Raw genomic sequence first — 22,238 nt, forward strand, 5'->3', positions numbered from 1 at the left:
ATAGTAGGAAGGGAACGGATGTATAGGTCTTTACTCCCCTATAATTAGTACCAGAGAGGTGATCAACATACAAGAACAACCCGCAGTACATACCAGCTTAACGGAATCATTGGCTAGTAAGATTGCACTATGGATTAACAAGGAGCGTGATGGAGAACACATTCGATACTTAAAGATGAAGCTTGGTATTGAAACGTTATTGATTAATACCATGAAAAGTGTTTTGGTCTATGGTCTGGCTCTCTTATTCAATATGCTTCTGGAAACGTTAATTGTACATGCTACATATTATGCTGTCCGTCGAATATCATTTGGATTGCATGCCAGTACAAGCTTCAGATGCAGCATGATCAGCATCATGTTATTCGTTGGTTTACCTTACATATGCTCATACATAATGATTGGCAACGATATGGTTTTAATTACTGGATTGATCTCTGCAGTGCTTTTGTATCGATATGCGCCAGCAGATACTGACAAATTCCCACTTCTTGGAGCGAAGAGAAGAAAGAAACTGAGAATGGCTTCTGTACGAACAGCAGTAATTCTCACTTTAATTGCACTTTTATGTCCAAGTCATACGGTGAAAACATTAATGATGACAGGCATGTTGTTACAGATCATTTCAATTCTTCCCGTAACATACAAAATACTTAAGAGGAGTGTTAGAAATTATGAAAAATATGAAACAGATGCTGTTGGACGGATTTAAGAATAATGTAGCGAAATCAATGGAGGTAATGGCGATTAAAAGTGGAGAGATAGCGATGGAAACGAGCTGTTCACTTTTTAATTATGAGTCTAAAATCCCGAGCGAATTGTTGTTGAGTAATAAGGAGTAGTTAAATATTACCTGATTTATCCTAATAGTCTATCTTACTTTGTACCCAGCTATGGACTGGTGAAACAGTAAGATAGACTATTTTGTTGATAAATTTTACATTATTTCATATAATCATGATTATGAACTCCTGCTAATTTTTGTTAATGATTCAGAATTTATTCAGGCAAGAATCGCTCAATCTTTATCACATAGAGAGAAGGGTAATTGATAATGTTGCTGATTATTGGTTCTATAATTCAAATGGTAACTTTTAGTTTGTCTATTCCTATCATGTTGAAGAATCAATTTAGTCGGAAGTATATTGCTTTTATGGTTACTGTTTCAATCCTTCTAGGATATTTCTTTTTTTTAGTTATGGGATCAGCAAGTAGTTTTGTAGTTTTATTATTTCTAATGTTATGTGTGTATTACAAATTGAGAAAGTTCATTCTTAGCTTTCTAATTCCTACGATTACGCTTATTTTTATGGTTATAAGCGACTACATATGTGGTGTAATAAATATCAGGGTTATTGGCGGTTCTAATGTATCTCTTCAAAATAATCCGTTCTATATGTTACTCTCTGTGACCGGAATTATGCTTTTAACATTTCTAATGAGCGCAATAGTTAGGGTATTACTTATGAAGTGGAGTAATCATGATATCTTTTTAAAAAGATATGGTCTATACCTAACGGTACTATCTTTTTTTACTGTTGTGATTTTTTATATAAACATATGGATAGGACAACGACAAGGCTTTTCCGATGAGAACATTCAAGCGAATAGTATCCTTTTTATATTCTATTTTGCATTGTTAATTGGAGTTTTCGTTGCATTAACTCGAACAGTTATGAAAGAGTCGGCACTTCAGAATCGACAGGAACAGTATGAACAATTAACAGAGTACACGGAAAATCTGGAACACTTATATACTGATATGCAGAAATTCCGACATGATTATATTAATATTCTTCTGAGTATGTCTGAATTTATTCGAAATAAAGATATGGAACAGTTACAAATTTACTTTGAAAAAAAGATTATGCCAATCAGCCAAGGGATGCAGTCTAATACATACAAGTTAGGGCCGTTACATAATCTGAAAGTACAGGAATTAAAAGGTGTCATATCTGCCAAGATGATTAAAGCACAAGAGTTGAACATTGATGCGGTAATTGAGGTGATTGAGCCTATTGAGCACATCAATATGGATTCCATTCAATTATGCCGATGTGTAGGGATTTTGCTAGATAATGCTATCGAAGAAGCGATTCATTGTGACGAACCGATTGTGAATTTAGCACTGATTCGTAACGAAAAAGGCATATTAATTGTGGTTATGAACAGTTGTAGAGAGGAAACGCCTGCATTATATAAACTTTTTGAAAAGGGCTTCTCAACCAAAGGCAACAATCGTGGACTTGGTCTTAGCAACTTAAAAGAGATGGTTTCACAGTGCAAGGGCGTTGCTTTGGATACGGAGCGCAAAGAAAAGACATTTATTCAAATATTAGAAGTGCTCGAGCCCTCGTTCAATAGTGATGCCAATAGATCTGCGAGCAGTGTGATATTAGGATAACTCAGTTTAAGTGGGGGGAAGGGCATGTTGGAGATTTTTATTTGTGAAGATGATGAAGAACAACGCAAACGTTTAACCAAATATGTAACGGACTATATTATGATAGAGAACTTAGATATGAAGGTTGTTGTCTCTACTGCACATTCTAATGATATTATTGAATATCTCCAGCAAAATAATACAACAGGCCTATATTTTTTGGATGTAGACATTCAGGAAGAGAAGAGTGGAATTGCACTCGGAGCGGAAATTCGTCAATATGATACTCAGGGAGCCATAGTATTTGTGACGACACATTCAGAGCTGACCTATCTAACATTTACTTATAAAGTAGAAGCAATGGACTATATTACAAAAGATAATTTCACTGATATACAAAAACGGGTTATCGGATGTATTAATACGGCAAATCAGCGATATGTTCAAAATAAACAAAACAGTCGTAAAATTTTTCAAACAAAGTCTGGAGATAAAGTCATCAGTATTGAATACAACGATATTTTATTTTTTGAAACCTCTCCGCAATTACATAAAGTGATTCTTCATGCTAAAAATCGTCAAGTTGAGTTCTATGGAAAATTGAAAGCTTTACTTGAGATGGACAGCAGGTTTTATCGTTGTCATAACTCGTATGTAGTGAATAAAGATAATATTTCAGAAATTGATTTTGCCACGAGGGAGATTCAGATGGTGAACGGTCAGATCTGTTATGCTTCCAGTCGGTTTTTGAAAGGATTAAAGGATATCGTTCAAAAGTGAGTATATTAGCCCTCATTTGTTATGGCTGCTTACAGTCTATTATAAATGAGGGCTAATATTATGTTTGAAGTGGAAATGAATCTTATACTCATAAATATGTGTCTATACATATTTTATTAATGAAGAGAAAGGTGATGAGCCAAGAAGGGCTGCAACTAAATAAGTATTTTTAATAAAGTGTTGCAATTGATGATCTGGCGTGATATATTATTAGTCCGGCCAAGAAAACACGAGAAACACGGTGCGGCAAGCGAATGGATTAAGCTTCGAAAGAAACTCAAAAAAAGACCTTGCAAAGTTGGTTCGGACATAATATTATATAAGAGTTGCTGAAGAGAACGACATTCGGTGATGAAACAAGTTTGATCTTTGAAAACTGAACAACGAGTGAGTAAACATTCTGCTTGCAGAATGAACGCGAAAGTTGAAACAAGCCTTGGCTTGGATCGACTGGAGCACAATTGAGATTTTTTTAATCTCGTCAGATTCAAAATGAGCTTATCGCTCTTTTCAATACTTTATTGGAGAGTTTGATCCTGGCTCAGGACGAACGCTGGCGGCATGCCTAATACATGCAAGTCGAGCGGACTTGATGAGAAGCTTGCTTCTCTGATGGTTAGCGGCGGACGGGTGAGTAACACGTAGGCAACCTGCCCTCAAGTTTGGGACAACTACCGGAAACGGTAGCTAATACCGAATAGTTGTTTTCTTCGCCTGAAGGAAACTGGAAAGACGGAGCAATCTGTCACTTGGGGATGGGCCTGCGGCGCATTAGCTAGTTGGTGGGGTAACGGCTCACCAAGGCGACGATGCGTAGCCGACCTGAGAGGGTGATCGGCCACACTGGGACTGAGACACGGCCCAGACTCCTACGGGAGGCAGCAGTAGGGAATCTTCCGCAATGGGCGAAAGCCTGACGGAGCAATGCCGCGTGAGTGATGAAGGTTTTCGGATCGTAAAGCTCTGTTGCCAGGGAAGAACGCTTGGGAGAGTAACTGCTCTCAAGGTGACGGTACCTGAGAAGAAAGCCCCGGCTAACTACGTGCCAGCAGCCGCGGTAATACGTAGGGGGCAAGCGTTGTCCGGAATTATTGGGCGTAAAGCGCGCGCAGGCGGTCATTTAAGTCTGGTGTTTAATCCCGGGGCTCAACCCCGGATCGCACTGGAAACTGGGTGACTTGAGTGCAGAAGAGGAGAGTGGAATTCCACGTGTAGCGGTGAAATGCGTAGATATGTGGAGGAACACCAGTGGCGAAGGCGACTCTCTGGGCTGTAACTGACGCTGAGGCGCGAAAGCGTGGGGAGCAAACAGGATTAGATACCCTGGTAGTCCACGCCGTAAACGATGAGTGCTAGGTGTTAGGGGTTTCGATACCCTTGGTGCCGAAGTTAACACATTAAGCACTCCGCCTGGGGAGTACGGTCGCAAGACTGAAACTCAAAGGAATTGACGGGGACCCGCACAAGCAGTGGAGTATGTGGTTTAATTCGAAGCAACGCGAAGAACCTTACCAGGTCTTGACATCCCTCTGATCGAATCAGAGATGGTTCTTTCCTTCGGGACAGAGGAGACAGGTGGTGCATGGTTGTCGTCAGCTCGTGTCGTGAGATGTTGGGTTAAGTCCCGCAACGAGCGCAACCCTTGATCTTAGTTGCCAGCACTTCGGGTGGGCACTCTAAGGTGACTGCCGGTGACAAACCGGAGGAAGGTGGGGATGACGTCAAATCATCATGCCCCTTATGACCTGGGCTACACACGTACTACAATGGCCGGTACAACGGGCTGTGAAGCCGCGAGGTGGAACGAATCCTAAAAAGCCGGTCTCAGTTCGGATTGCAGGCTGCAACTCGCCTGCATGAAGTCGGAATTGCTAGTAATCGCGGATCAGCATGCCGCGGTGAATACGTTCCCGGGTCTTGTACACACCGCCCGTCACACCACGAGAGTTTATAACACCCGAAGTCGGTGGGGTAACCGCAAGGAGCCAGCCGCCGAAGGTGGGATAGATGATTGGGGTGAAGTCGTAACAAGGTAGCCGTATCGGAAGGTGCGGCTGGATCACCTCCTTTCTATGGAGAATCGTTTCCTGTAACGGAAACATTCAAATATGCAGCTTAGCTGCAAACTACTCACTCGTTGCTCAGTTTTGAGAGCTCAAACTCTCAAACAGCTTGCTTTTGCATGGAGCTTGTTCTTTGAAAACTAGATATCGAAACGAAACAAACGCGAATTAGAACATTCCTTTTTAGCTGAACTTGTGTATAACAAGTTTCAATAAAAACGGTAGTTAATTGCTGTTGCGATGGTATCGAGTGGGAGCGACTTTTGGCTTTGGACGCAGTCCAAAACAAGGGAAGCGAGCGATCGAAACCGGAGCAATTTGGTTAAGCTACTAAGAGCACACGGAGGATGCCTAGGCGCTAGGAGCCGATGAAGGACGTGGCGAACAACGAAACTGCCTCGGGGAGCTGTAAGCAAGCTTTGATCCGGGGGTGTCCGAATGGGGAAACCCAGCTGGGGTAATTTCCAGTTACTCACAACTGAATACATAGGTTGTGTAGAGGCATACCAGGGGAACTGAAACATCTAAGTACCCTGAGGAAGAGAAAACAATAGTGATTCCGTCAGTAGCGGCGAGCGAACGCGGAGAAGCCCAAACCAGAGAGCTTGCTCTTTGGGGTTGTGGGACGTCTCACATGGAGTTACAAAGGAACCGGTTAAGCGAAGAGGTCTGGAAAGGCCCGCCAAAGAAGGTAAAAGCCCTGTAATTGAAAGTCTGTTCCCTCCGAGACGGATCCCGAGTAGTGCGGGGCACGTGAAACCCCGTATGAATCCGGCAGGACCATCTGCCAAGGCTAAATACTTCCTAGCGACCGATAGTGAAGCAGTACCGTGAGGGAAAGGTGAAAAGCACCCCGGAAGGGGAGTGAAATAGAACCTGAAACCGTGTGCTTACAAAAAGTCAGAGCCCGTTTTAGGGGTGATGGCGTGCCTTTTGTAGAATGAACCGGCGAGTTACGTTCCCGTGCAAGGTTAAGGTGAAGAGCCGGAGCCGCAGCGAAAGCGAGTCTGAATAGGGCGACATAGTACGTGGACGTAGACCCGAAACCGGGTGATCTACCCCTGTCCAGGGTGAAGGTGCGGTAACACGCACTGGAGGCCCGAACCCACGCACGTTGAAAAGTGCGGGGATGAGGTGGGGGTAGCGGAGAAATTCCAATCGAACTCGGAGATAGCTGGTTCTCCCCGAAATAGCTTTAGGGCTAGCCTCGGAAAACAGAGTCGTGGAGGTAGAGCACTGATTGGGTGCGGGGCCCGCAAGGGTTACCAAGCTCAGTCAAACTCCGAATGCCATAGACTTACTTCCGGGAGTCAGACAGTGAGTGCTAAGATCCATTGTCAAAAGGGAAACAGCCCAGACCATCAGCTAAGGTCCCCAAGTGTGTGTTAAGTGGGAAAGGATGTGGAGTTGCACAGACAACCAGGATGTTGGCTTAGAAGCAGCCACCATTGAAAGAGTGCGTAATAGCTCACTGGTCGAGTGACTCTGCGCCGAAAATGTAACGGGGCTAAACACACCACCGAAGCTATGGCTTGATGCTTGCATCAGGGGTAGGGGAGCGTTGTATAAGGGTTGAAGGTGTACCGTAAGGAGCGCTGGACATTATACAAGTGAGAATGCCGGTATGAGTAACGAAAAGATCAGTGAGAATCTGATCCGCCGAAAGCCTAAGGGTTCCTGAGGAAGGCTCGTCCGCTCAGGGTAAGTCGGGACCTAAGGCGAGGCCGAAAGGCGTAGTCGAAGGACAACAGGTCGAAATTCCTGTACCACCGTAAGCCGTTATGAGCAATGGGGGGACGCAGTAGGGTAGTGACGCGGACTGATGGATGTCCGTCTAAGCAGTGAGGCTGATGTGTAGGCAAATCCGCACATCATTAAGGCTGAGCTGTGATGGGGAGCGAAAATTGTAGTAGCGAAGGTCATGATCTCACACTGCCAAGAAAAGCCTCTAGCCAGGTGAAGGTGCCCGTACCGCAAACCGACACAGGTAGGCGAGAAGAGTATTCTAAGGCGCGCGGAAGAACTCTCGTTAAGGAACTCGGCAAAATGACCCCGTAACTTCGGGAGAAGGGGTGCCCCGGTAGTGTGAATAGCACGAGGGGGCCGCAGTGAAAAGGCCCAAGCGACTGTTTAGCAAAAACACAGGTCTGTGCGAAGCCGTAAGGCGAAGTATACGGGCTGACGCCTGCCCGGTGCTGGAAGGTTAAGGGGAGTGGTTAGGAGCAATCCGAAGCTGTGAACCGAAGCCCCAGTAAACGGCGGCCGTAACTATAACGGTCCTAAGGTAGCGAAATTCCTTGTCAGGTAAATTCTGACCCGCACGAATGGCGTAACGACTTGGGCGCTGTCTCAACGAGAGATCCGGTGAAATTTTAATACCTGTGAAGATGCAGGTTACCCGCGACAAGACGGAAAGACCCCATGGAGCTTTACTGCAGCTTGATATTGAATTTGGGTACGATCTGTACAGGATAGGTGGGAGCCTTTGAAACGTGAGCGCCAGCTTGCGTGGAGGCAACGTTGGGATACCACCCTGATCGTATCTAGGTTCTAACCTGGTACCGTAATCCGGTGCGGGGACAGTGTCAGGTGGGCAGTTTGACTGGGGCGGTCGCCTCCTAAAGAGTAACGGAGGCGCCCAAAGGTTCCCTCAGAATGGTTGGAAATCATTCGAAGAGTGCAAAGGCATAAGGGAGCTTGACTGCGAGACCTACAAGTCGAGCAGGGACGAAAGTCGGGCTTAGTGATCCGGTGGTACCGCATGGAAGGGCCATCGCTCAACGGATAAAAGCTACCCTGGGGATAACAGGCTTATCTCCCCCAAGAGTCCACATCGACGGGGAGGTTTGGCACCTCGATGTCGGCTCATCGCATCCTGGGGCTGAAGTAGGTCCCAAGGGTTGGGCTGTTCGCCCATTAAAGCGGTACGCGAGCTGGGTTCAGAACGTCGTGAGACAGTTCGGTCCCTATCTGTCGTGGGCGTAGGAAATTTGAGAGGAGCTGTCCTTAGTACGAGAGGACCGGGATGGACGTACCGCTGGTGTACCAGTTGTTCCGCCAGGAGCACCGCTGGGTAGCTATGTACGGACGGGATAAACGCTGAAAGCATCTAAGCGTGAAGCCCCCCTCAAGATGAGATTTCCCAGTATGTAAGACCCCTTGAAGACGACGAGGTAGATAGGCTGGGGGTGGAAGTGCAGCAATGCATGGAGCTGACCAGTACTAATCGGTCGAGGGCTTATCCAAATATGCAAGTGATAGTTCGCATGTTTCGTTTCGAATCTAGTTTTCAGAGAACGAACTCTGAAATGTAAGCTACGCGTTTGGTGGCGATGGCGGAGGGGTTCCACACGTACCCATCCCGAACACGACCGTTAAGCCCTCTAGCGCCGATGGTACTTGGACCGCAGGGTCCTGGGAGAGTAGGACGCCGCCAAGCAATTGAAGGACACACTTGATGATATCGAGTGTGTCTTTTTTTATTTTAATGTAATTCATTGGTTCTGATTTGACTTGTTATATACATAAAATACTGGCGTTCCAATCCTTAAAGCTGTGATACAATAGGTGAGGTCTATATAGAAAACGGAAACACGCATAAGTACGAGGAGGAACAGTGAACACAATGAAATCAGCCCCGTTTATTGCCGTGGAAGGTCCGATCGGAGCGGGGAAAACAACGCTGGCAACGATGCTTTCCCATGAATTGAATCTTCCGTTAGTTAAAGAAATTGTAGAAGAGAATCCATTTCTGGCTTCCTTTTATCAGGATATCGACGAGTGGAGTTTCCAATTGGAAATGTTCTTTCTGTGTAATCGGTTTAAACAACTGGAAGACACGGGTGCTCATTATGTAGAGCAGAATACCCCAGTTATTTCGGACTACCATATTTATAAAAATATGATTTTTGCCGATCGTACCTTAAAAGGAACGAAACGGGATAAATACCGTCAAATTTATCATCTGTTAACAGATGATCTGCCCAAGCCCAATCTGGTGCTTTATATTGAAGCTGAACTCGATACGCTGATGTACCGCATTAACAAGCGTGGACGCTCATTTGAGCAGGACATGGACCCGGCATATATGGAACAACTGATCGCTGATTACAAAACAGGTATGGACTATCTTGCGAATAGCTCAAATCCGCCAGTAATCATTAAGGTCAATGCAGAGCAACTTGACTTTGTGGAACATCCTGAACACTTCAGGCAAATTGTTAATCAGGTAAAGGAGTATATTATATGAATAACTATGGCATTCCAACGAATGCATTAATTACGGTAGCAGGTACGGTTGGAGTGGGTAAATCCACGTTAACAGCTGCACTCGCACAGCGCTTGAATTTCAAAACTTCTTTGGAACAAGTGGATCATAATCCATATTTGGAGAAGTTCTATCATGACTTTGAGCGTTGGAGCTTCCATCTGCAGATTTATTTCCTGGCAGAGCGCTTCAAGGAACAGAAAAAGATTTTTGAACTGGGTGGGGGATTCGTACAGGATCGTTCCATCTATGAAGATACGGGCATTTTTGCACAAATGCATGCAGATCAAGGAACCATGTCTGCTACAGATTTTGAGACATACAGCAGTTTGTTTGAAGCGATGGTGATGACACCGTATTTCCCACATCCAGATGTACTGATCTATCTGGAAGGAAGTCTGCCTTCAATTTTAAACCGAATTACGGAACGCGGACGCGAGATGGAGATTCAGACGGACCGTTCGTATTGGGAACACATGCATGAGCGTTATTCTGTGTGGATTGATCAGTTTACGGCTTGCCCTGTGCTGCGTCTGAACATTGATGAGTATGATGTGCATGATCCGGCATCGGTGGATGCTATTTTGGCACAGATTGCAGCTGTCATTCAGCCTGCCAAGGAAGCGCAAAGATAAGAGAGAACGCGTTTTTCAATGTAGTTTTCTGAATTACAGTGGTTATATCTAAAATATAGATACGGACAACATCCCTTCTACGGCTATTATGCTGTTGGAAGGGATGTTTTTTATGGTCAACAGTAGAAAAATGTTGAATAATAGGCCTTTTTGTGGTTTCATAGGAAAGGTGAATTCTGGAAAAGAAGCATATGCATGACTCAGGAGGGAAAGACAACGTGGAAGAGAAACAAGGAGTTAAAATTGGTATGCCCATCATTGGTGGCTTAATTGCCGCCATTCTTGGGGGCATCGTCTGGGCGGCAATTGCTGCAATGACCGAGTATGAGGTAGGATTGATTGCGATTTTGATTGGAGCACTCACGGGTTACGCCGTTGTATTGTTCTCCAATAAACGAATTGCGACAGTACATAAAGTTATTGCCGTACTGTTTGCGCTCGTTGGCATTTTGCTGGGGAAATATCTGACGGTGGTTTATTTTACTTCCGAACTGTTTGGCGATGTAAGCGTGATGGAACTCGTGTTTGATAGCGAGATGATCAGCGCGTTTGCAGAAACCTTCCAGGACTATTTCAGTCAACCGATTGATTTGTTATTCATTGTGCTTGCGATTGTATCTGCATGGCAGATTCCTGGTCGGATGGCGAGAACCAGTCTGGCTTCAGACGCAACTTCATCGGATCACGCGCCAAGAGCTTAATCCGATAGACGGTGGACGCTGGCAGCAAATTGAAGGACGTCTGACAGAAGAAACTTAATGCTCATCATCCTAAGCATCTGGTGAAGTTATATCGAAGGACGGGGAACAGAAAGTAGTAAAGATCATCTACTTTAAAAGATATTCATAAAGTACTCAGAGTGATCAGCAGCAGTTAGGCTAGTTCACATTGCGGCTGAGGTACTTGAATACATAAAAGGGACGTAACGCCTGAGAGGGCGTACGTCCCTTTTATGTATTTACTAGGCTGTAGGCAGGTTATAGCTCATAACTGATGTAATAACTCGGATGGATTCAAATTATTTTCCACGTAACTAGGATATATCCAGCTTGTTCATAAGGTTAATTCCAAGAACGTTATAACCAACGCAGGAGGAAGGTTATAATATCCTGATCTCATATACAGCGAATAAGGCTGATGACGAGAGATAACGTTTACTACTATAGGACAGAGGTCCAAGTTACAGACGATCGTTTACAGCGCTCATCTGATGGCAATGAGAGTTGAATATATTGCTTGTGTTTGAAGACAGGGCTATATTATTTGTTTTGGTCAGCAAATACAGCCATAGCATCTCTCATGAATACTGCCAAACCATCGCCAAACTGATCAATATTACGCGTGAAGCGCTCATCGTCCACGTACATCTGACCAAGTCCTCTGAAGGCTTCAGGCGAGTAGCTTCCCATTTGGTTTAGCCAAGTGTACCACTCTTTGATGCCAGACTGTGCCTCCGCAGATGCCGGTTCTGTGTGACGAAGTGAAGCCAGATGTTTGTAGATTTCGTTCATTTGATCGGATAGAGCTTTCTGCGCCGTGGTTGATTTACTGTGCAGCGTCTGATTGGCGTGATCGACGGCATGGTCTCCCCAACGTTCTCGCGCTTCCTGTTCATACGGATTCTGGCTAAAATTAAATCCTTCGAATTGTTCTTTGGCTGTCATTTTAATGTCTCCTCTCACGTGTAGGACTGTTTTATCAATGGTAGCAATCATCTGGTCCAAGCGTTGGCGCTTCTCCAGCAGTATAAGTCGATGCATTTTAAGTGCTTCTTCCGGATTGAAGGAGGGGTTGGTTATAATGTTTTTGATCTCCTTCAGAGAGAAGTCGAGTTCCTTGAAAAACAAAATCTGCTGCAATCGTTCCAGGTTGGCGTCTGAATATAATCGATACCCGGCAGCAGTTACTTCGTCCGGAGTTAATAGCCCGATCTCATCATAGTGATGCAGTGTGCGCACACTGATTGAGGCAAGTTCAGCAACTTCTTTTACCTTCATGGCCATGAGTGAAACCTCCTTACAACACTGATTGTACAGTGTCACGTTACGTGAGAGTCAACAGTTGAAAATGAAAAAAACAAGATGCGGCAGGAAGCTGCATCTTGATCATGGATTGGTTACTGGATGTGACTAGGGCTGATTGGAATGTGGCTAGATATGACTAGATGTGAATAGGTGGACGAAATAATTGTATTATTCAGTCACTGTAGGGTGGCGGCTGCGCTTTGATGTCGAAGACATGGGTTGCTGCCGCGCCGCCGGGGGGTTATGGGGCTCCTCTGTTATGGAGAGGAGAGCGATTGGTTGTGGGCTGAACCATGTATTCGGTGCAGCCCACGGGCTGGCTGTGCAGGGAAGCAGGGCTACGCCCGCATCCCGCGCACTGCCGCAGCGAACTGCGCAGCCGCTGCGCACACGTCGGCCGCGCCCGCGATGGCGGAGATGACGGCTACGCCGTCGGCTCCAGCCGCCATCACGGCGGCCGTGGTATCGGGCGTAATGCCGCCGATACCCACAATCGGAACTGCGATGCCTGCGGCGCGCAGTTCCGCCACCCCTGCGGGGCCCAGCACAGCGTGGGCATCCGCTTTGGAGCGCGTCGGGTACATGGGCCCGACGCCAAGGTAGTCGGCGCCCGCCTGCACAGCACGGCGCGCCTCACCCACAGCGTGGGCGGATACGCCAAGCATCCGCCCAGCGCCAATGCGGGCGCGTACCAGCGCCGCGTCCGCATCATCCTGGCCGACATGCACGCCGTCGGCCTCCACCGCTACAGCCAGCTCCACATCATCGTTCACGATGAACGGGACCTCGTGCTGGCTGCACACCTCGCGAAGCCGCATCGCAAGCGTCATGCGAGCTTCGCCGATCAGGGCGCCAGTTCCCTTTTCGCGGAACTGGAACAGCGTAATGCCGCCAGCAATGGCTTGGCGTAGCACCTCGACGGGGTCTTGCGTCGTATTTACGCTGCCCATGACCAAATACACCTGCATCGCACGTTGTACCGCTTCTGCATCCCAAGGGCGCATCACTGCTCACCCCGCTGTCTGCGCTGATACGCAAAATGATTTGTTGGCCCATGTCCGGCCCCAATCCCCAGCTCGTCTTCAATGGCTGCCTGAATGAATGCTCTCGCGGTCGTTACGGCAGCCAGAACAGGTGAACCCTTGGCTAACTCTGCGGTGATCGCAGCAGAGTACGTGCATCCCGTTCCGTGTGTATGACGTGTTACCACACGAACATTCTCCAGATAATGAAAAGACTGCCCATCGTAGACTACATCCACGATCATGCCACTTCCTTCATCATGACCACCTTTGACCAAAGCATACGTCGAGCCCATCTGTACAATCCGTCTCGCGGCTTCTTCCCGCTGACTAAGATTCGTGATGGACATTCCGGTAAGCAGTTCGGCTTCCGGAATATTAGGTGTTGTGATCAGGGCATGGGGCAACAGCTCTGTAACCAGCGCCTGTACAGCTTCCTGCTGGAGCAGGGGGGCGCCGCCTTTGGCGACCATCACGGGATCGATGACCAGATTAGACCAATCATATTGCTGCCACTTCTCAGCGACGAGTCGAATAATCTCGGCACTATATAACATGCCGGTCTTCACCGCAGTTGGCTGAAAGTCTTCTCCGGTTGAGTCCAACTGCTGGGCAATGCCATCGTAAGGGATGGGGAAGACTCCTTGTACACCTGTTGTATTTTGTGCAGCAATAGCGGTGATAACCGTCATGCCGTATACGCCAAGCTCCTGAAATGTTTTCAGATCAGCCTGAATTCCTGCACCGCCCCCGTTATCGGAGCCTGCAATGGTTAGGGCTTGAGGAATGCTCATACCACACCTCCACGGATCAGACGAATCTGTGCGCGTTCTGCCAAAAGGTCAGGTGTTACTTGTGCCAGTTGATTCAAGAATTCAATCTGGAAGCTGCCCGGCCCCTGATGAGCCGTCTTCTCTGCCGCCAGTTCAGCCGCTACGCCATAAAAAGCGAGTGCTTCAACAACACTGCCTGGAAGATCGTCTTCGGATTCCGCTATGGCTGTAAAAGCGCCAATCACCGAACTTAGCAGACAGCCAGCACCTGTGACCTGAGTGAGCATGGCATGTCCATTACTCGTGAGGAATGTGGCTTGTCCATCGGTAATGATATCTTCTTTACCGGTAATGACCACGACACAGCCAAGTTTATGCGCTGCCCGCTCCGCTATGCCGATCCGGTCACCCTCACCTGATCCCGCGTCCACACCTTTGATACTCCAGCTCTCACCGATGACATTGGCAACCTCCGCCACATTGCCGCGCAGTACCGTGAGGCGAAGCTCACGAACGAGCATCTGAACGGTTTCTGTACGATAGGCGGTTGCGCCTGCGCCGACGGGATCTAGCACCACAGGCACATGATGCGCATTAGCCGATTGGCCTGCCAGACGGATGGCCTGAACGATTTTATCATCGAGTGTGCCAATGTTGAGCACCACGGCTCCTGACATCTTGGCAACATCAGCGACCTCTTCATGAGCATAGGCCATAAATGGGGATGCACCAAGTGCAAGCAAACCATTGGCTGTAAAGGGAGCAACGACAAGGTTGGTGATATTGTGTACCAGCGGATTTTGCGTACGAACACGTTTCAGATAAGACATATAATTTCCTCCTTGTTTGGAAGTAACGCCACCGGCAGAAGCCTGATATGCAGAGTCACTCAACAGAATAATAGGATATGAGTCTCCGTGTTGAGCAGGGCGAATAGTGTAAAGACACCGAGAGACGTTACAGCGGTAAAAGCAGATGTAAAAGATAAATCCAATTCATAATGCAATAAAGATGGATTAATGTAACTGGATATGGAAGAACAAACGATCAATATCTAGCCTTGATTGAAACAGCTAAAAGGTAGAGCCACATAAAAATGTAATTCGCAAAAAATAGTAATAATACAAAAACGCGACAGTACAACAACGCAATATACAGAAAGTGAACCCAGGGTAAGTCTCCTAATTCAGGCAAGCGGTATAGTGAAGGAATTGGCGTTCAAATAGAGTCTTGAAACCCAAACCCAAACCCAAACCCAAACCCAAACCCAAACCAAGCTGGTAGCTCTTTTGGCGAATTCCTTCTGCAGGTTCAGACGGTGTTTCTAAAGAACCCAGGACATCTTATTTGGCTGTCAAATCCTACTTTTGAAATGTAAGGAACGTCAGACACGTTATTTCCCTGATTCCTTGATTAAAACGATGCAAACGGCTGTTTATTCTAATATTGCGTGTCTCAGATTCCTTAGATTTCTGAGACTGCTTTAAATCCTCGAATAAGACGTCTCAGATTCGTTAGCGCTCGCCGCATGCTCTACTCCGAACACATTAGGGCGCGATTCAGCTCATGGTAGATTTGAAGATGTGCGCTAATGTACATGACCAAATGCATAGCACCAAGCCGCCCAAACGTATACAAGGTACTCGATCGCATACCATGTCATCCAAACGTATACAAGGTACTCGATCGCATACCATGTCATCCAAACGTATACATGGTACTTGATCGCATACCATGTCATCCAAACGCATACAAGGTACTCGATCGCATATCATGCCATCCAAATGCATTTCAAGGTACTCAATTGCACATCAAGTCACGTAGAATTACTAAAGATTATGATTCTCCACTCCTTGCTCCAGCCAGTTCCATTATGGAAACCTTTTACATTCGCAAACCTTGTTGCCCCTAACGCCACGTCCTTGCTAACTTTCTATTCATTCCTCTTACTTGCGGATCCATTTCTTTTAGTCATATTCCCTTCATTCTCGTGGCTTTTCTTTACTTACTCTCCTTGCAGATTTATAAACGCATCCTCGGCTTTCACCGATTCAGGAATCATTTCAGTTGCAACGAGCCATGCACGTACATTCTCCCACGACTCCATTTCCTGCCGACCAAACGGTTGACCTTCTTCATTCATGAGCGGCAGTAGAATAGCCAGGCTTTTGGTTTCGATCTCCGGGTCAAGCGGAGATGTTTCATTCTCATGAGCAAGCAGAATATTCAAGGCTTCTTCTGAATGCTCCGTGACATATTTCTGTCCTTCCTGGATCGCTTTGACGAACCGGGTAAGTTGTTCTTTTTTGGCTTCCATACCAGCTTCACTTGCGGTCAGGACCAATTCATAATAATCAGGCACGCCATAGTCGACAGGGTTAATCGATTTCATGGCATGGCCTTCTTTCTCCAAAATCAATTGTTCATGGTTAATAAAACCACCCATAATCGCGTCCGCCTGTCCGGAAGCCAGGGAAGGAATCAGATCGAATCCAACGTCGACCAGATTCATGTTGTCTGGGTTGCCACCATCTTGGCTGATCATCGTCCGTACCATCGCGTCATACAGCGGAATCGAAGAATAGCCAACCGTCTTTCCTTCAAGGTCTTTGGGTGAACGCACGTTGCCATTCGCTTCGGTCAACAGATGTACGAGCGGGTGGCGAACAACAGCAGCAATGGAACGTACAGGAATGTTCTCACTACGCGCGAGCAAGATCTGAGGCTGATAGCTTAGAGCCAGATCGATTTTACCGGCAGCAACCAGTTTGAGTGAATCATTGGTATCCGCAGGCATCTGAATGTCGACATCGAGACCTTGGTCTGCAAAGTATCCTTTTTCCTGAGCTACATAGATGAAGGAATGTACTGCATTGGGGTACCAGTCGAGCATGATGGACAGTTTATCTTTGGTGTCTGATGCTGGTTCTGTCACAGGCGAGTTTGCTTGCTGTGCATTGGTTTCCGATTCTGTTGTTGGCGTGTTTTTGCCAGCACCCGTGTTGCCACATCCGCTAACGATCAGCAACAGGCTTATGAGCATAATGGGAAGCAGGGAGTATATACCTTTGTTAGTCATAAATGAAGTTCCTCATTTCATCGTTTGGGTTTGTAGACAATGGACAGCAGTATGTTAACGGACAAGATGACAAAGTACTGATTGAAGTTAGCTGCTGAAATGGTGCATAAGTTATGTTGTGTAGAGCGTAATTCTTGTAGTAACATCTAAAATCTAAATTCTCTCTACGTTTTATCCAGCTATTTTTTCGCTTCATGGCGCCGAGTGCCAAACCGTTTCTCCAGCCAGGCAATCAGTACAAACAAAACGATCCCGAGCAGGGATAACAGCACAATAGCGGCGAACATCGCGTCCGTGTTCATGTTGCTGGACATGCGGCGGCTGAAGTATCCGAGACCTTTACTGCCACCGAGCCATTCGCCTATCGTTGCACCAACCACGCAGTACACCACAGACATCTTTAGCCCCGAGAAGAAGGCGGGAAGTGCCAGTGGAACCTGGAGTTTGCGAAAAATATCCCACGTGCTGGCTCCCATGGTGAGCAGTAGTTCACGCTGCTCTGGATCGCCTTGGCGAAGTCCATCGTAGGTACTCACCACAATGGGAAAGAAGGCGATCAGGAACACAACCGCAACTTTGCTCCACAGCGTGTAGCCAAACCATAGGATGAAGACGGGGGACAGGGCAATCAACGGGATCGTCTGACTGATTACGATGAAGGGATATAACGCTTTTTCAATCGACCGATTCATATGCATACCAGTTGCAAGTGCAATTCCGGCACCAATGGACAAGCCAAAACCAACAACAACCTCCATCAAGGTAGCAGGCAGATGTGTAGCCAGCAGGAGGTGACGATGCTCATACAGGGAGTTGGCAATCGCCGTTGGGGCTGGAATGATGAAGGAGGGCACCCATCCCATACGCACAATCCACTCCCAGAAGACAAGCAGCAAGAGCAGGAGCCAAAGAAACAGACCATAACGGTCAAGCCAACGCCTTACGTTATTCTTCATGCAGTTTCCCAAGTTATCCTCTCGCATGCAATTGTTCCTCCAGTCGTCGTCTCATCTGAAGGAGCGCCGGTTCGTAGATCATGTCCGAATGTCTTGGACGTGGCAAAGGTACCGTCAAATCTTGTAGCGGTTGGTCTTGGCTCCCCGGAGTTAACAGGATAATCCGATCACTGAGTAGCAGGGCCTCTTCAATATCATGCGTAATGAACAACACGGTTTTGCCCAGATCTTCCCACAGCTCCAGTAGCCAGCGATGCATCTCGCGTTTGGTTAAGGCATCGAGTGCGCCGAATGGTTCATCCAGCAGCATGAGTTGGCCACCTGTCAACAAAGTACGAAGCAGCGCGACACGTTGGCGCATGCCACCCGACAGCTCGTCCGGGTAAGCATGCGCGTAGCCGGATAAGCCAAATCTGTCGAGCCCTGCCATAATGTCTGCGCGAATTTTTCCCTTATCCTGTCGCCTTGGAGCAAGTTCAGCGGGGAGCATGCAATTCTCCATGACGGTTCGCCAGGATAACAGGAGGTCCTTTTGCGGCATGTAGGCCACCTGCCCCAGTCGCTTTCCTTCAGGGACCCAAGGAATTTCAATGGTTCCGTGGGTTGGCTCAAGCAGGCCTGCCAGCAGCTTGAAAAGGGTGCTTTTACCGGAGCCGCTGGAGCCGATGAGCGAGACGAATTCGCCGTTGGCAACACGCATCGACACATTGGAGAGCACGGGGGAATCCCTTTTTCCCGGGAAAGCGTAGCTCATGTTGTGAATGGTTATGTTATTATCCATCTCGTTCTGTTCCCCCTTGTTATTCCAAATTCAACTTCAAACTGCGGGATCTTTCATTACACCTGCTGATCTGCCCGCAGAACGCGAAAAAGACCCACCCATTTCCGGAGAAATGAGTGGGTCTGTAAGTTCAATTCACATTAAAATTCATCATCAACATGAAAAAATCCGCTTACTGAAAGGCCGCTCCACTTCCCTCCGCTGGTATGATCCAGATCAGGTTCAAAGGGTCCGAATCATTCGATTCGTCTCAGCCGTAAGGCTCCCCTAGTGCATTGTTCAAGATATGCAGTTATGTGTTCAGCATATATCACATGCAAGTGGAATGTAAAGGGGGCGCTCAGAAAGAATGTGAGTACTGATCTGAAAATGGTTCCGTTCGGATTATTAGGATTGCACAGCCAGATTATTCGGGCAGACGCATTAATCCGTTGCCGGAATTGCTCCAGTTTCCTCAACTCCTCTTACTGTGGCAGGTTTATTTAATGAAATAGATACGATACAATATCTACTGAATTTCTATACACTGCTTTCGGGATGTAATCAATGGAAGGGGAAGTGTACTATGAGAACGATTGGTCTTATTGGTGGAATGAGCTGGGAGTCATCGTTAGAATATTATCGAATTATTAATGAAGAAGTGAAAAATAAATTGGGAGGATTGCATTCAGCCAAGTGCATTTTATATAGCGTGAATTTTGAAGAGGTCGAGCGTTATCAAGCTGAAGGTGATTGGGAAAGCGCTGGTGAATTATTAGGGAATGCTGCTCAGTCTTTGGAAAAGGCAGGAGCAGAAATGATTGTAATTTGTACAAATACGATGCATAAAGTGATTAAACATATTGAAGAAAAAGTGACACTACCCATCGTACATATTGCTGATGCAACAGCAAATCAAATTCATAAGTCCCATATAAGTACGGTTGGTTTACTCGGCACCAAATATACGATGGAACAAGACTTTTATAAAAAACGAATTGAATTTAATGGTATTAAGGTTTTGATACCGAATGAAGAGGATAGAAAAGTTGTCAATAAAATAATATACGAGGAATTATGTTTAGGGAAAATTGAGCCCTTATCAAGGGATTATTATAAAAAGGTGATCCAAAGGCTGGTTGATGATGGAGCTGAGGGAATCATATTAGGTTGCACCGAAATTGGATTATTAGTAAAAGTAGAGGATTCAGAAGTTCCATTATTTGATACAACACATATTCATGCGATTGAATCTGTTCATTTGGCACTAGCCAAATCATTTGACTCAACCCGATAAACCCGTTCTCTGATTTACCTTGGCTCATGAACTCGATATAATAGGGATGGGCCGTACAGGCCGGATCACAAAATGCAGGTGGGATTGTTCTCCCTCCTAGGCAGAATGGGGACCCAAGTTGAAAACGTTCAAAAAAGTATATATTGAGATCACGAGTATCTGCAATCTGGCTTGCAGCTTCTGTCCGCAGACGCAGCGTGCCAAAGGATTCATTGACCCTGAAGTCTTCAACAATATACTGGAACAAGTTAAACCACATACCAATCATATTTATCTACATGTCAAAGGCGAACCCTTGTTGCATCCCAAAATAGATCTTCTGCTAGATTCCGCACACGAGAAGGGACTCAAGGTGAATATTACAACGAATGGTACACTGCTGCCCAAGACTCAGCATAAATTGCTTGGTAAACCGGCGCTGCGTCAGATGAACTTCTCCCTGCACAGCTTCGATGGGCACGAAGGTTCAACAGATCGTGACGGATACCTGCGTCATATTTTGTCCTTTGTACACGAGGCCGTTAAGCACAATGTCATCATTTCATTCCGACTGTGGAATCTGACGCAGGATAACTTCACGAATGCTCAGATGAATCGAAATCGGGAGACCCTTGAAGTGCTGGAACGTGAATTCAATCTGGACTTCCGCATTGAGGAAAAAGTGGTTCCAGGCAGCGGCGTCAAAATTGCTCCGAATGTATACCTGAATCAGGACCACGAGTTCCAGTGGCCAAGTCTGGATGCACCTGAAGATGACGGCAAAGGCTTCTGCCACGCATTGCGTAGTCAGGCGGCTGTGCTAGTGGATGGAACGGTGGTTCCATGCTGTCTCGATGGCGAGGGTGTGATTAACCTGGGTAATGTGCACGAGAAGTCATTCTCAGAGATCATTGAAGGGGAGCGAGCGAACAATCTGGTATATGGCTTTTCCAAGCGGGAAGCTGTGGAAGAGTTGTGTCGAAAGTGCGGTTATCGTCAGAGGTTTGGAGCCTGACATCTTATAACAGCAAGCTGGAAGCCATTCAAGATCACACATTTGAAAGACAAATGTAGTGATCTTTCTTGTTTACTGGGGATTAAAGTCAGAGGTACTTACGTTACAAATGAGCATACCAGAGGTTGATATCAGCATATTGTTCAAAGATCCTGACTTGCAAAAAATGCCGATATGACAGTCATTATGCGATGTCAGGATATATCTGATCTAATGATTATTCTAGTTACCTTCCTTATTTGGTAGGATTAGGTTGTGAGTTGGGCAGAGGTGCACCTCTGGCGAACTTTCAGTACAAGCACAGGCTTGTACACGATCCATAACGAGAGAATAAGGGAGGAATAAAGTAATGAAAAAAATGTTGACGTTGTTGTTGTCTGCTGGTTTGGTTGCTTCCATATTTGGTGCGGTTCCCGCTGCTGCTGCGCCTACAGTTGTTAATTCAACGATTATTGTTCCAGCGGGCACGACTTATGACGGTCAAGGCAAAACATTTGTAGCCAATCCTTCCACATTGGGTGACGGGTCTCAAGCAGAGAATCAGAAACCGGTATTTCGTCTGGAGGCAGGGGCTACGCTCAAAAATGTAAATATCGGATACCCTGCTGCCGATGGTGTTCACTGTTATGGCAACTGTAATATATCAAATGTAGTCTGGGAGGATGTGGGTGAGGATGCACTCACATTGAAGTCGGCCGGAACGGTCAATATTACCGGCGGTGCGGCGTATAAGGCCTATGATAAAGTATTCCAGATCAATGCAGCCGGAACGATTAACATCAAAAATTTCCGTGCAGATGATATCGGGAAGCTGGTACGTCAAAATGGTGGAACGACCTTCGCAGTTAACATGACGCTGGATAACTCCAATATTTCCAATGTGAAAGATGCTATTATGCGTACAGATAGCAGTGTATCTCAAGGGAAAATTACGAATACCCGCTATTCCAAAGTGCCAACCCTGTTCAAGGGATTTGCTTCAGGTAAAACCAGTCAATCCGGCAATGTCCAATATTAAACGAGAGACTCAATCACTGGAGTTGTTAAAAATATAAGCTCCACTTAATTTGGAAGTAAGCCGGAATATAACGCCAAAAAAAGAGCGTCCCAAGGTCATTGTCACACTGTCACACTGACTTTGAGGAACGCTCTTTGTAATGCAGATGTCACCATAGTATAGTTCTGCTGAGTAATGTTTCATTGTG

The 22,238-nt window shown here is 46.4% G+C and carries 17 protein-coding genes, 3 rRNA genes and 1 riboswitch; of the genes, 13 read left to right on the forward strand and 7 right to left on the reverse strand.

The window, feature by feature from the left end; translation table 11 throughout:
• Positions 1–109 precede the first annotated feature (109 nt).
• From NLBNIHML_RS21800 to NLBNIHML_RS21845, 10 genes are all read left to right on the forward strand, one after another.
• Complete coding sequence (locus NLBNIHML_RS21800) at positions 110–712, forward strand: accessory gene regulator B family protein (RefSeq protein ID WP_472474483.1); 603 nt, start codon at positions 110–112, stop codon at positions 710–712.
• A gap of 28 nt (positions 713–740) precedes the next feature.
• Positions 741–842 (forward strand): AgrD family cyclic lactone autoinducer peptide, encoded by a 102-nt coding sequence (locus NLBNIHML_RS21805; RefSeq protein WP_494354739.1) that lies wholly within the window; start codon positions 741–743, stop codon positions 840–842.
• A gap of 212 nt (positions 843–1,054) precedes the next feature.
• Entirely contained in the window at positions 1,055–2,404 is a 1,350-nt protein-coding gene (locus NLBNIHML_RS21810; RefSeq protein ID WP_339258937.1) for a sensor histidine kinase, read from the forward strand.
• Positions 2,405–2,428: 24 nt separating this feature from the next.
• Positions 2,429–3,163: a LytR/AlgR family response regulator transcription factor gene (locus tag NLBNIHML_RS21815; RefSeq protein WP_494352742.1), complete on the forward strand. Its 735-nt coding sequence runs from the start codon at positions 2,429–2,431 to the stop codon at positions 3,161–3,163.
• A 518-nt stretch (positions 3,164–3,681) separates the two neighbouring features.
• A 16S ribosomal RNA gene (locus NLBNIHML_RS21820) occupies positions 3,682–5,233 on the forward strand.
• Between the two features lie 313 nt (positions 5,234–5,546).
• A 23S ribosomal RNA gene (locus NLBNIHML_RS21825) occupies positions 5,547–8,472 on the forward strand.
• A 76-nt stretch (positions 8,473–8,548) separates the two neighbouring features.
• Positions 8,549–8,665: ribosomal RNA gene (gene rrf, locus NLBNIHML_RS21830) — 5S ribosomal RNA — on the forward strand.
• The 16S, 23S and 5S rRNA genes sit together here, the layout of an rRNA operon.
• A 186-nt stretch (positions 8,666–8,851) precedes the next feature.
• Complete coding sequence (locus tag NLBNIHML_RS21835; RefSeq protein WP_017690540.1) at positions 8,852–9,475, forward strand: deoxynucleoside kinase; 624 nt, start codon at positions 8,852–8,854, stop codon at positions 9,473–9,475.
• Positions 9,472–10,128 carry a deoxynucleoside kinase gene (locus NLBNIHML_RS21840; RefSeq protein WP_339239693.1) on the forward strand — a complete coding sequence of 219 codons (657 nt, stop codon included), beginning with the start codon at positions 9,472–9,474 and terminating at the stop codon, positions 10,126–10,128. Before NLBNIHML_RS21835 ends, NLBNIHML_RS21840 begins: the two co-directional genes overlap by 4 nt.
• Positions 10,129–10,346: 218 nt before the next feature.
• Positions 10,347–10,829, forward strand: a complete 483-nt coding sequence (locus NLBNIHML_RS21845; RefSeq protein ID WP_339239695.1) for a hypothetical protein — start codon at positions 10,347–10,349, stop codon at positions 10,827–10,829.
• A 558-nt stretch (positions 10,830–11,387) separates the two neighbouring features.
• On the opposite strand, the gene NLBNIHML_RS21850 is transcribed toward NLBNIHML_RS21845, so the two are convergent.
• The 7 genes from NLBNIHML_RS21850 to NLBNIHML_RS21880 form a co-directional block, all read right to left on the reverse strand.
• The gene (locus NLBNIHML_RS21850) at positions 11,388–12,131 is read right to left on the reverse strand and encodes a MerR family transcriptional regulator (RefSeq protein WP_494352743.1); all 744 of its coding nucleotides are present in this window, start codon (positions 12,129–12,131) and stop codon (positions 11,388–11,390) included.
• Between the two features lie 359 nt (positions 12,132–12,490).
• On the reverse strand, positions 12,491–13,156 hold the full coding sequence (gene thiE / locus NLBNIHML_RS21855; RefSeq protein WP_472474475.1) for a thiamine phosphate synthase: 666 nt from the start codon (positions 13,154–13,156) through the stop codon (positions 12,491–12,493).
• Positions 13,156–13,968 carry a bifunctional hydroxymethylpyrimidine kinase/phosphomethylpyrimidine kinase gene (thiD, locus tag NLBNIHML_RS21860; RefSeq protein WP_494352744.1) on the reverse strand — a complete coding sequence of 271 codons (813 nt, stop codon included), beginning with the start codon at positions 13,966–13,968 and terminating at the stop codon, positions 13,156–13,158. Before thiD ends, thiE begins: the two co-directional genes overlap by 1 nt.
• On the reverse strand, positions 13,965–14,777 hold the full coding sequence (thiM, locus tag NLBNIHML_RS21865) for a hydroxyethylthiazole kinase (RefSeq protein ID WP_494352745.1): 813 nt from the start codon (positions 14,775–14,777) through the stop codon (positions 13,965–13,967). Before thiM ends, thiD begins: the two co-directional genes overlap by 4 nt.
• Positions 14,778–15,952: 1,175 nt before the next feature.
• Positions 15,953–17,026: an ABC transporter substrate-binding protein gene (locus NLBNIHML_RS21870; RefSeq protein WP_342571906.1), complete on the reverse strand. Its 1,074-nt coding sequence runs from the start codon at positions 17,024–17,026 to the stop codon at positions 15,953–15,955.
• 179 nt (positions 17,027–17,205) lie between these two features.
• Positions 17,206–18,009 (reverse strand): ABC transporter permease, encoded by an 804-nt coding sequence (locus NLBNIHML_RS21875; protein WP_494352746.1) that lies wholly within the window; start codon positions 18,007–18,009, stop codon positions 17,206–17,208.
• A complete protein-coding gene (locus tag NLBNIHML_RS21880; protein ID WP_494352747.1) occupies positions 17,996–18,763 on the reverse strand; it encodes an ABC transporter ATP-binding protein in 768 nt (255 codons plus the stop codon). Before NLBNIHML_RS21880 ends, NLBNIHML_RS21875 begins: the two co-directional genes overlap by 14 nt.
• A gap of 176 nt (positions 18,764–18,939) precedes the next feature.
• A riboswitch (TPP riboswitch) is annotated at positions 18,940–19,042 on the reverse strand.
• Between the two features lie 286 nt (positions 19,043–19,328).
• Between NLBNIHML_RS21880 and NLBNIHML_RS21885 the strand changes: the two genes are divergently transcribed.
• The 3 genes from NLBNIHML_RS21885 (at position 19,329) to NLBNIHML_RS21895 (ending at position 22,051) form a co-directional block, all read left to right on the forward strand.
• The gene (locus NLBNIHML_RS21885) at positions 19,329–20,039 is read left to right on the forward strand and encodes an aspartate/glutamate racemase family protein (RefSeq protein ID WP_339258949.1); all 711 of its coding nucleotides are present in this window, start codon (positions 19,329–19,331) and stop codon (positions 20,037–20,039) included.
• Between the two features lie 118 nt (positions 20,040–20,157).
• A complete protein-coding gene (locus tag NLBNIHML_RS21890; protein ID WP_253430463.1) occupies positions 20,158–21,033 on the forward strand; it encodes a radical SAM/SPASM domain-containing protein in 876 nt (291 codons plus the stop codon).
• Between the two features lie 349 nt (positions 21,034–21,382).
• A complete protein-coding gene (locus NLBNIHML_RS21895; protein WP_339239716.1) occupies positions 21,383–22,051 on the forward strand; it encodes a pectate lyase in 669 nt (222 codons plus the stop codon).
• Positions 22,052–22,238: the final 187 nt, after the last annotated feature.

This window comes from Paenibacillus sp. JNU01 (assembly GCF_059130585.1).

Excerpts from the sequence above, each read along its gene's own strand:
- NLBNIHML_RS21810 (WP_339258937.1), top strand. The coding sequence starts at position 1,055 with ATGTTGCTGATTATTGGTTCTATAATTCAAATGGTAACTTTTAGTTTG.
- thiM (WP_494352745.1), bottom strand. The coding sequence starts at position 14,777 with ATGTCTTATCTGAAACGTGTTCGTACGCAAAATCCGCTGGTACACAAT.
- NLBNIHML_RS21840 (WP_339239693.1), top strand. The coding sequence starts at position 9,472 with ATGAATAACTATGGCATTCCAACGAATGCATTAATTACGGTAGCAGGT.
- NLBNIHML_RS21815 (WP_494352742.1), top strand. The coding sequence starts at position 2,429 with ATGTTGGAGATTTTTATTTGTGAAGATGATGAAGAACAACGCAAACGT.
- thiE (WP_472474475.1), bottom strand. The coding sequence starts at position 13,156 with ATGCGCCCTTGGGATGCAGAAGCGGTACAACGTGCGATGCAGGTGTAT.
- NLBNIHML_RS21870 (WP_342571906.1), bottom strand. The coding sequence starts at position 17,026 with ATGACTAACAAAGGTATATACTCCCTGCTTCCCATTATGCTCATAAGC.
- NLBNIHML_RS21805 (WP_494354739.1), top strand. The coding sequence starts at position 741 with ATGGCGATTAAAAGTGGAGAGATAGCGATGGAAACGAGCTGTTCACTT.
- NLBNIHML_RS21895 (WP_339239716.1), top strand. The coding sequence starts at position 21,383 with ATGAAAAAAATGTTGACGTTGTTGTTGTCTGCTGGTTTGGTTGCTTCC.
- thiD (WP_494352744.1), bottom strand. The coding sequence starts at position 13,968 with ATGAGCATTCCTCAAGCCCTAACCATTGCAGGCTCCGATAACGGGGGC.
- NLBNIHML_RS21850 (WP_494352743.1), bottom strand. The coding sequence starts at position 12,131 with ATGGCCATGAAGGTAAAAGAAGTTGCTGAACTTGCCTCAATCAGTGTG.
- NLBNIHML_RS21835 (WP_017690540.1), top strand. The coding sequence starts at position 8,852 with ATGAAATCAGCCCCGTTTATTGCCGTGGAAGGTCCGATCGGAGCGGGG.
- NLBNIHML_RS21880 (WP_494352747.1), bottom strand. The coding sequence starts at position 18,763 with ATGGATAATAACATAACCATTCACAACATGAGCTACGCTTTCCCGGGA.
- NLBNIHML_RS21875 (WP_494352746.1), bottom strand. The coding sequence starts at position 18,009 with ATGCGAGAGGATAACTTGGGAAACTGCATGAAGAATAACGTAAGGCGT.
- NLBNIHML_RS21885 (WP_339258949.1), top strand. The coding sequence starts at position 19,329 with ATGAGAACGATTGGTCTTATTGGTGGAATGAGCTGGGAGTCATCGTTA.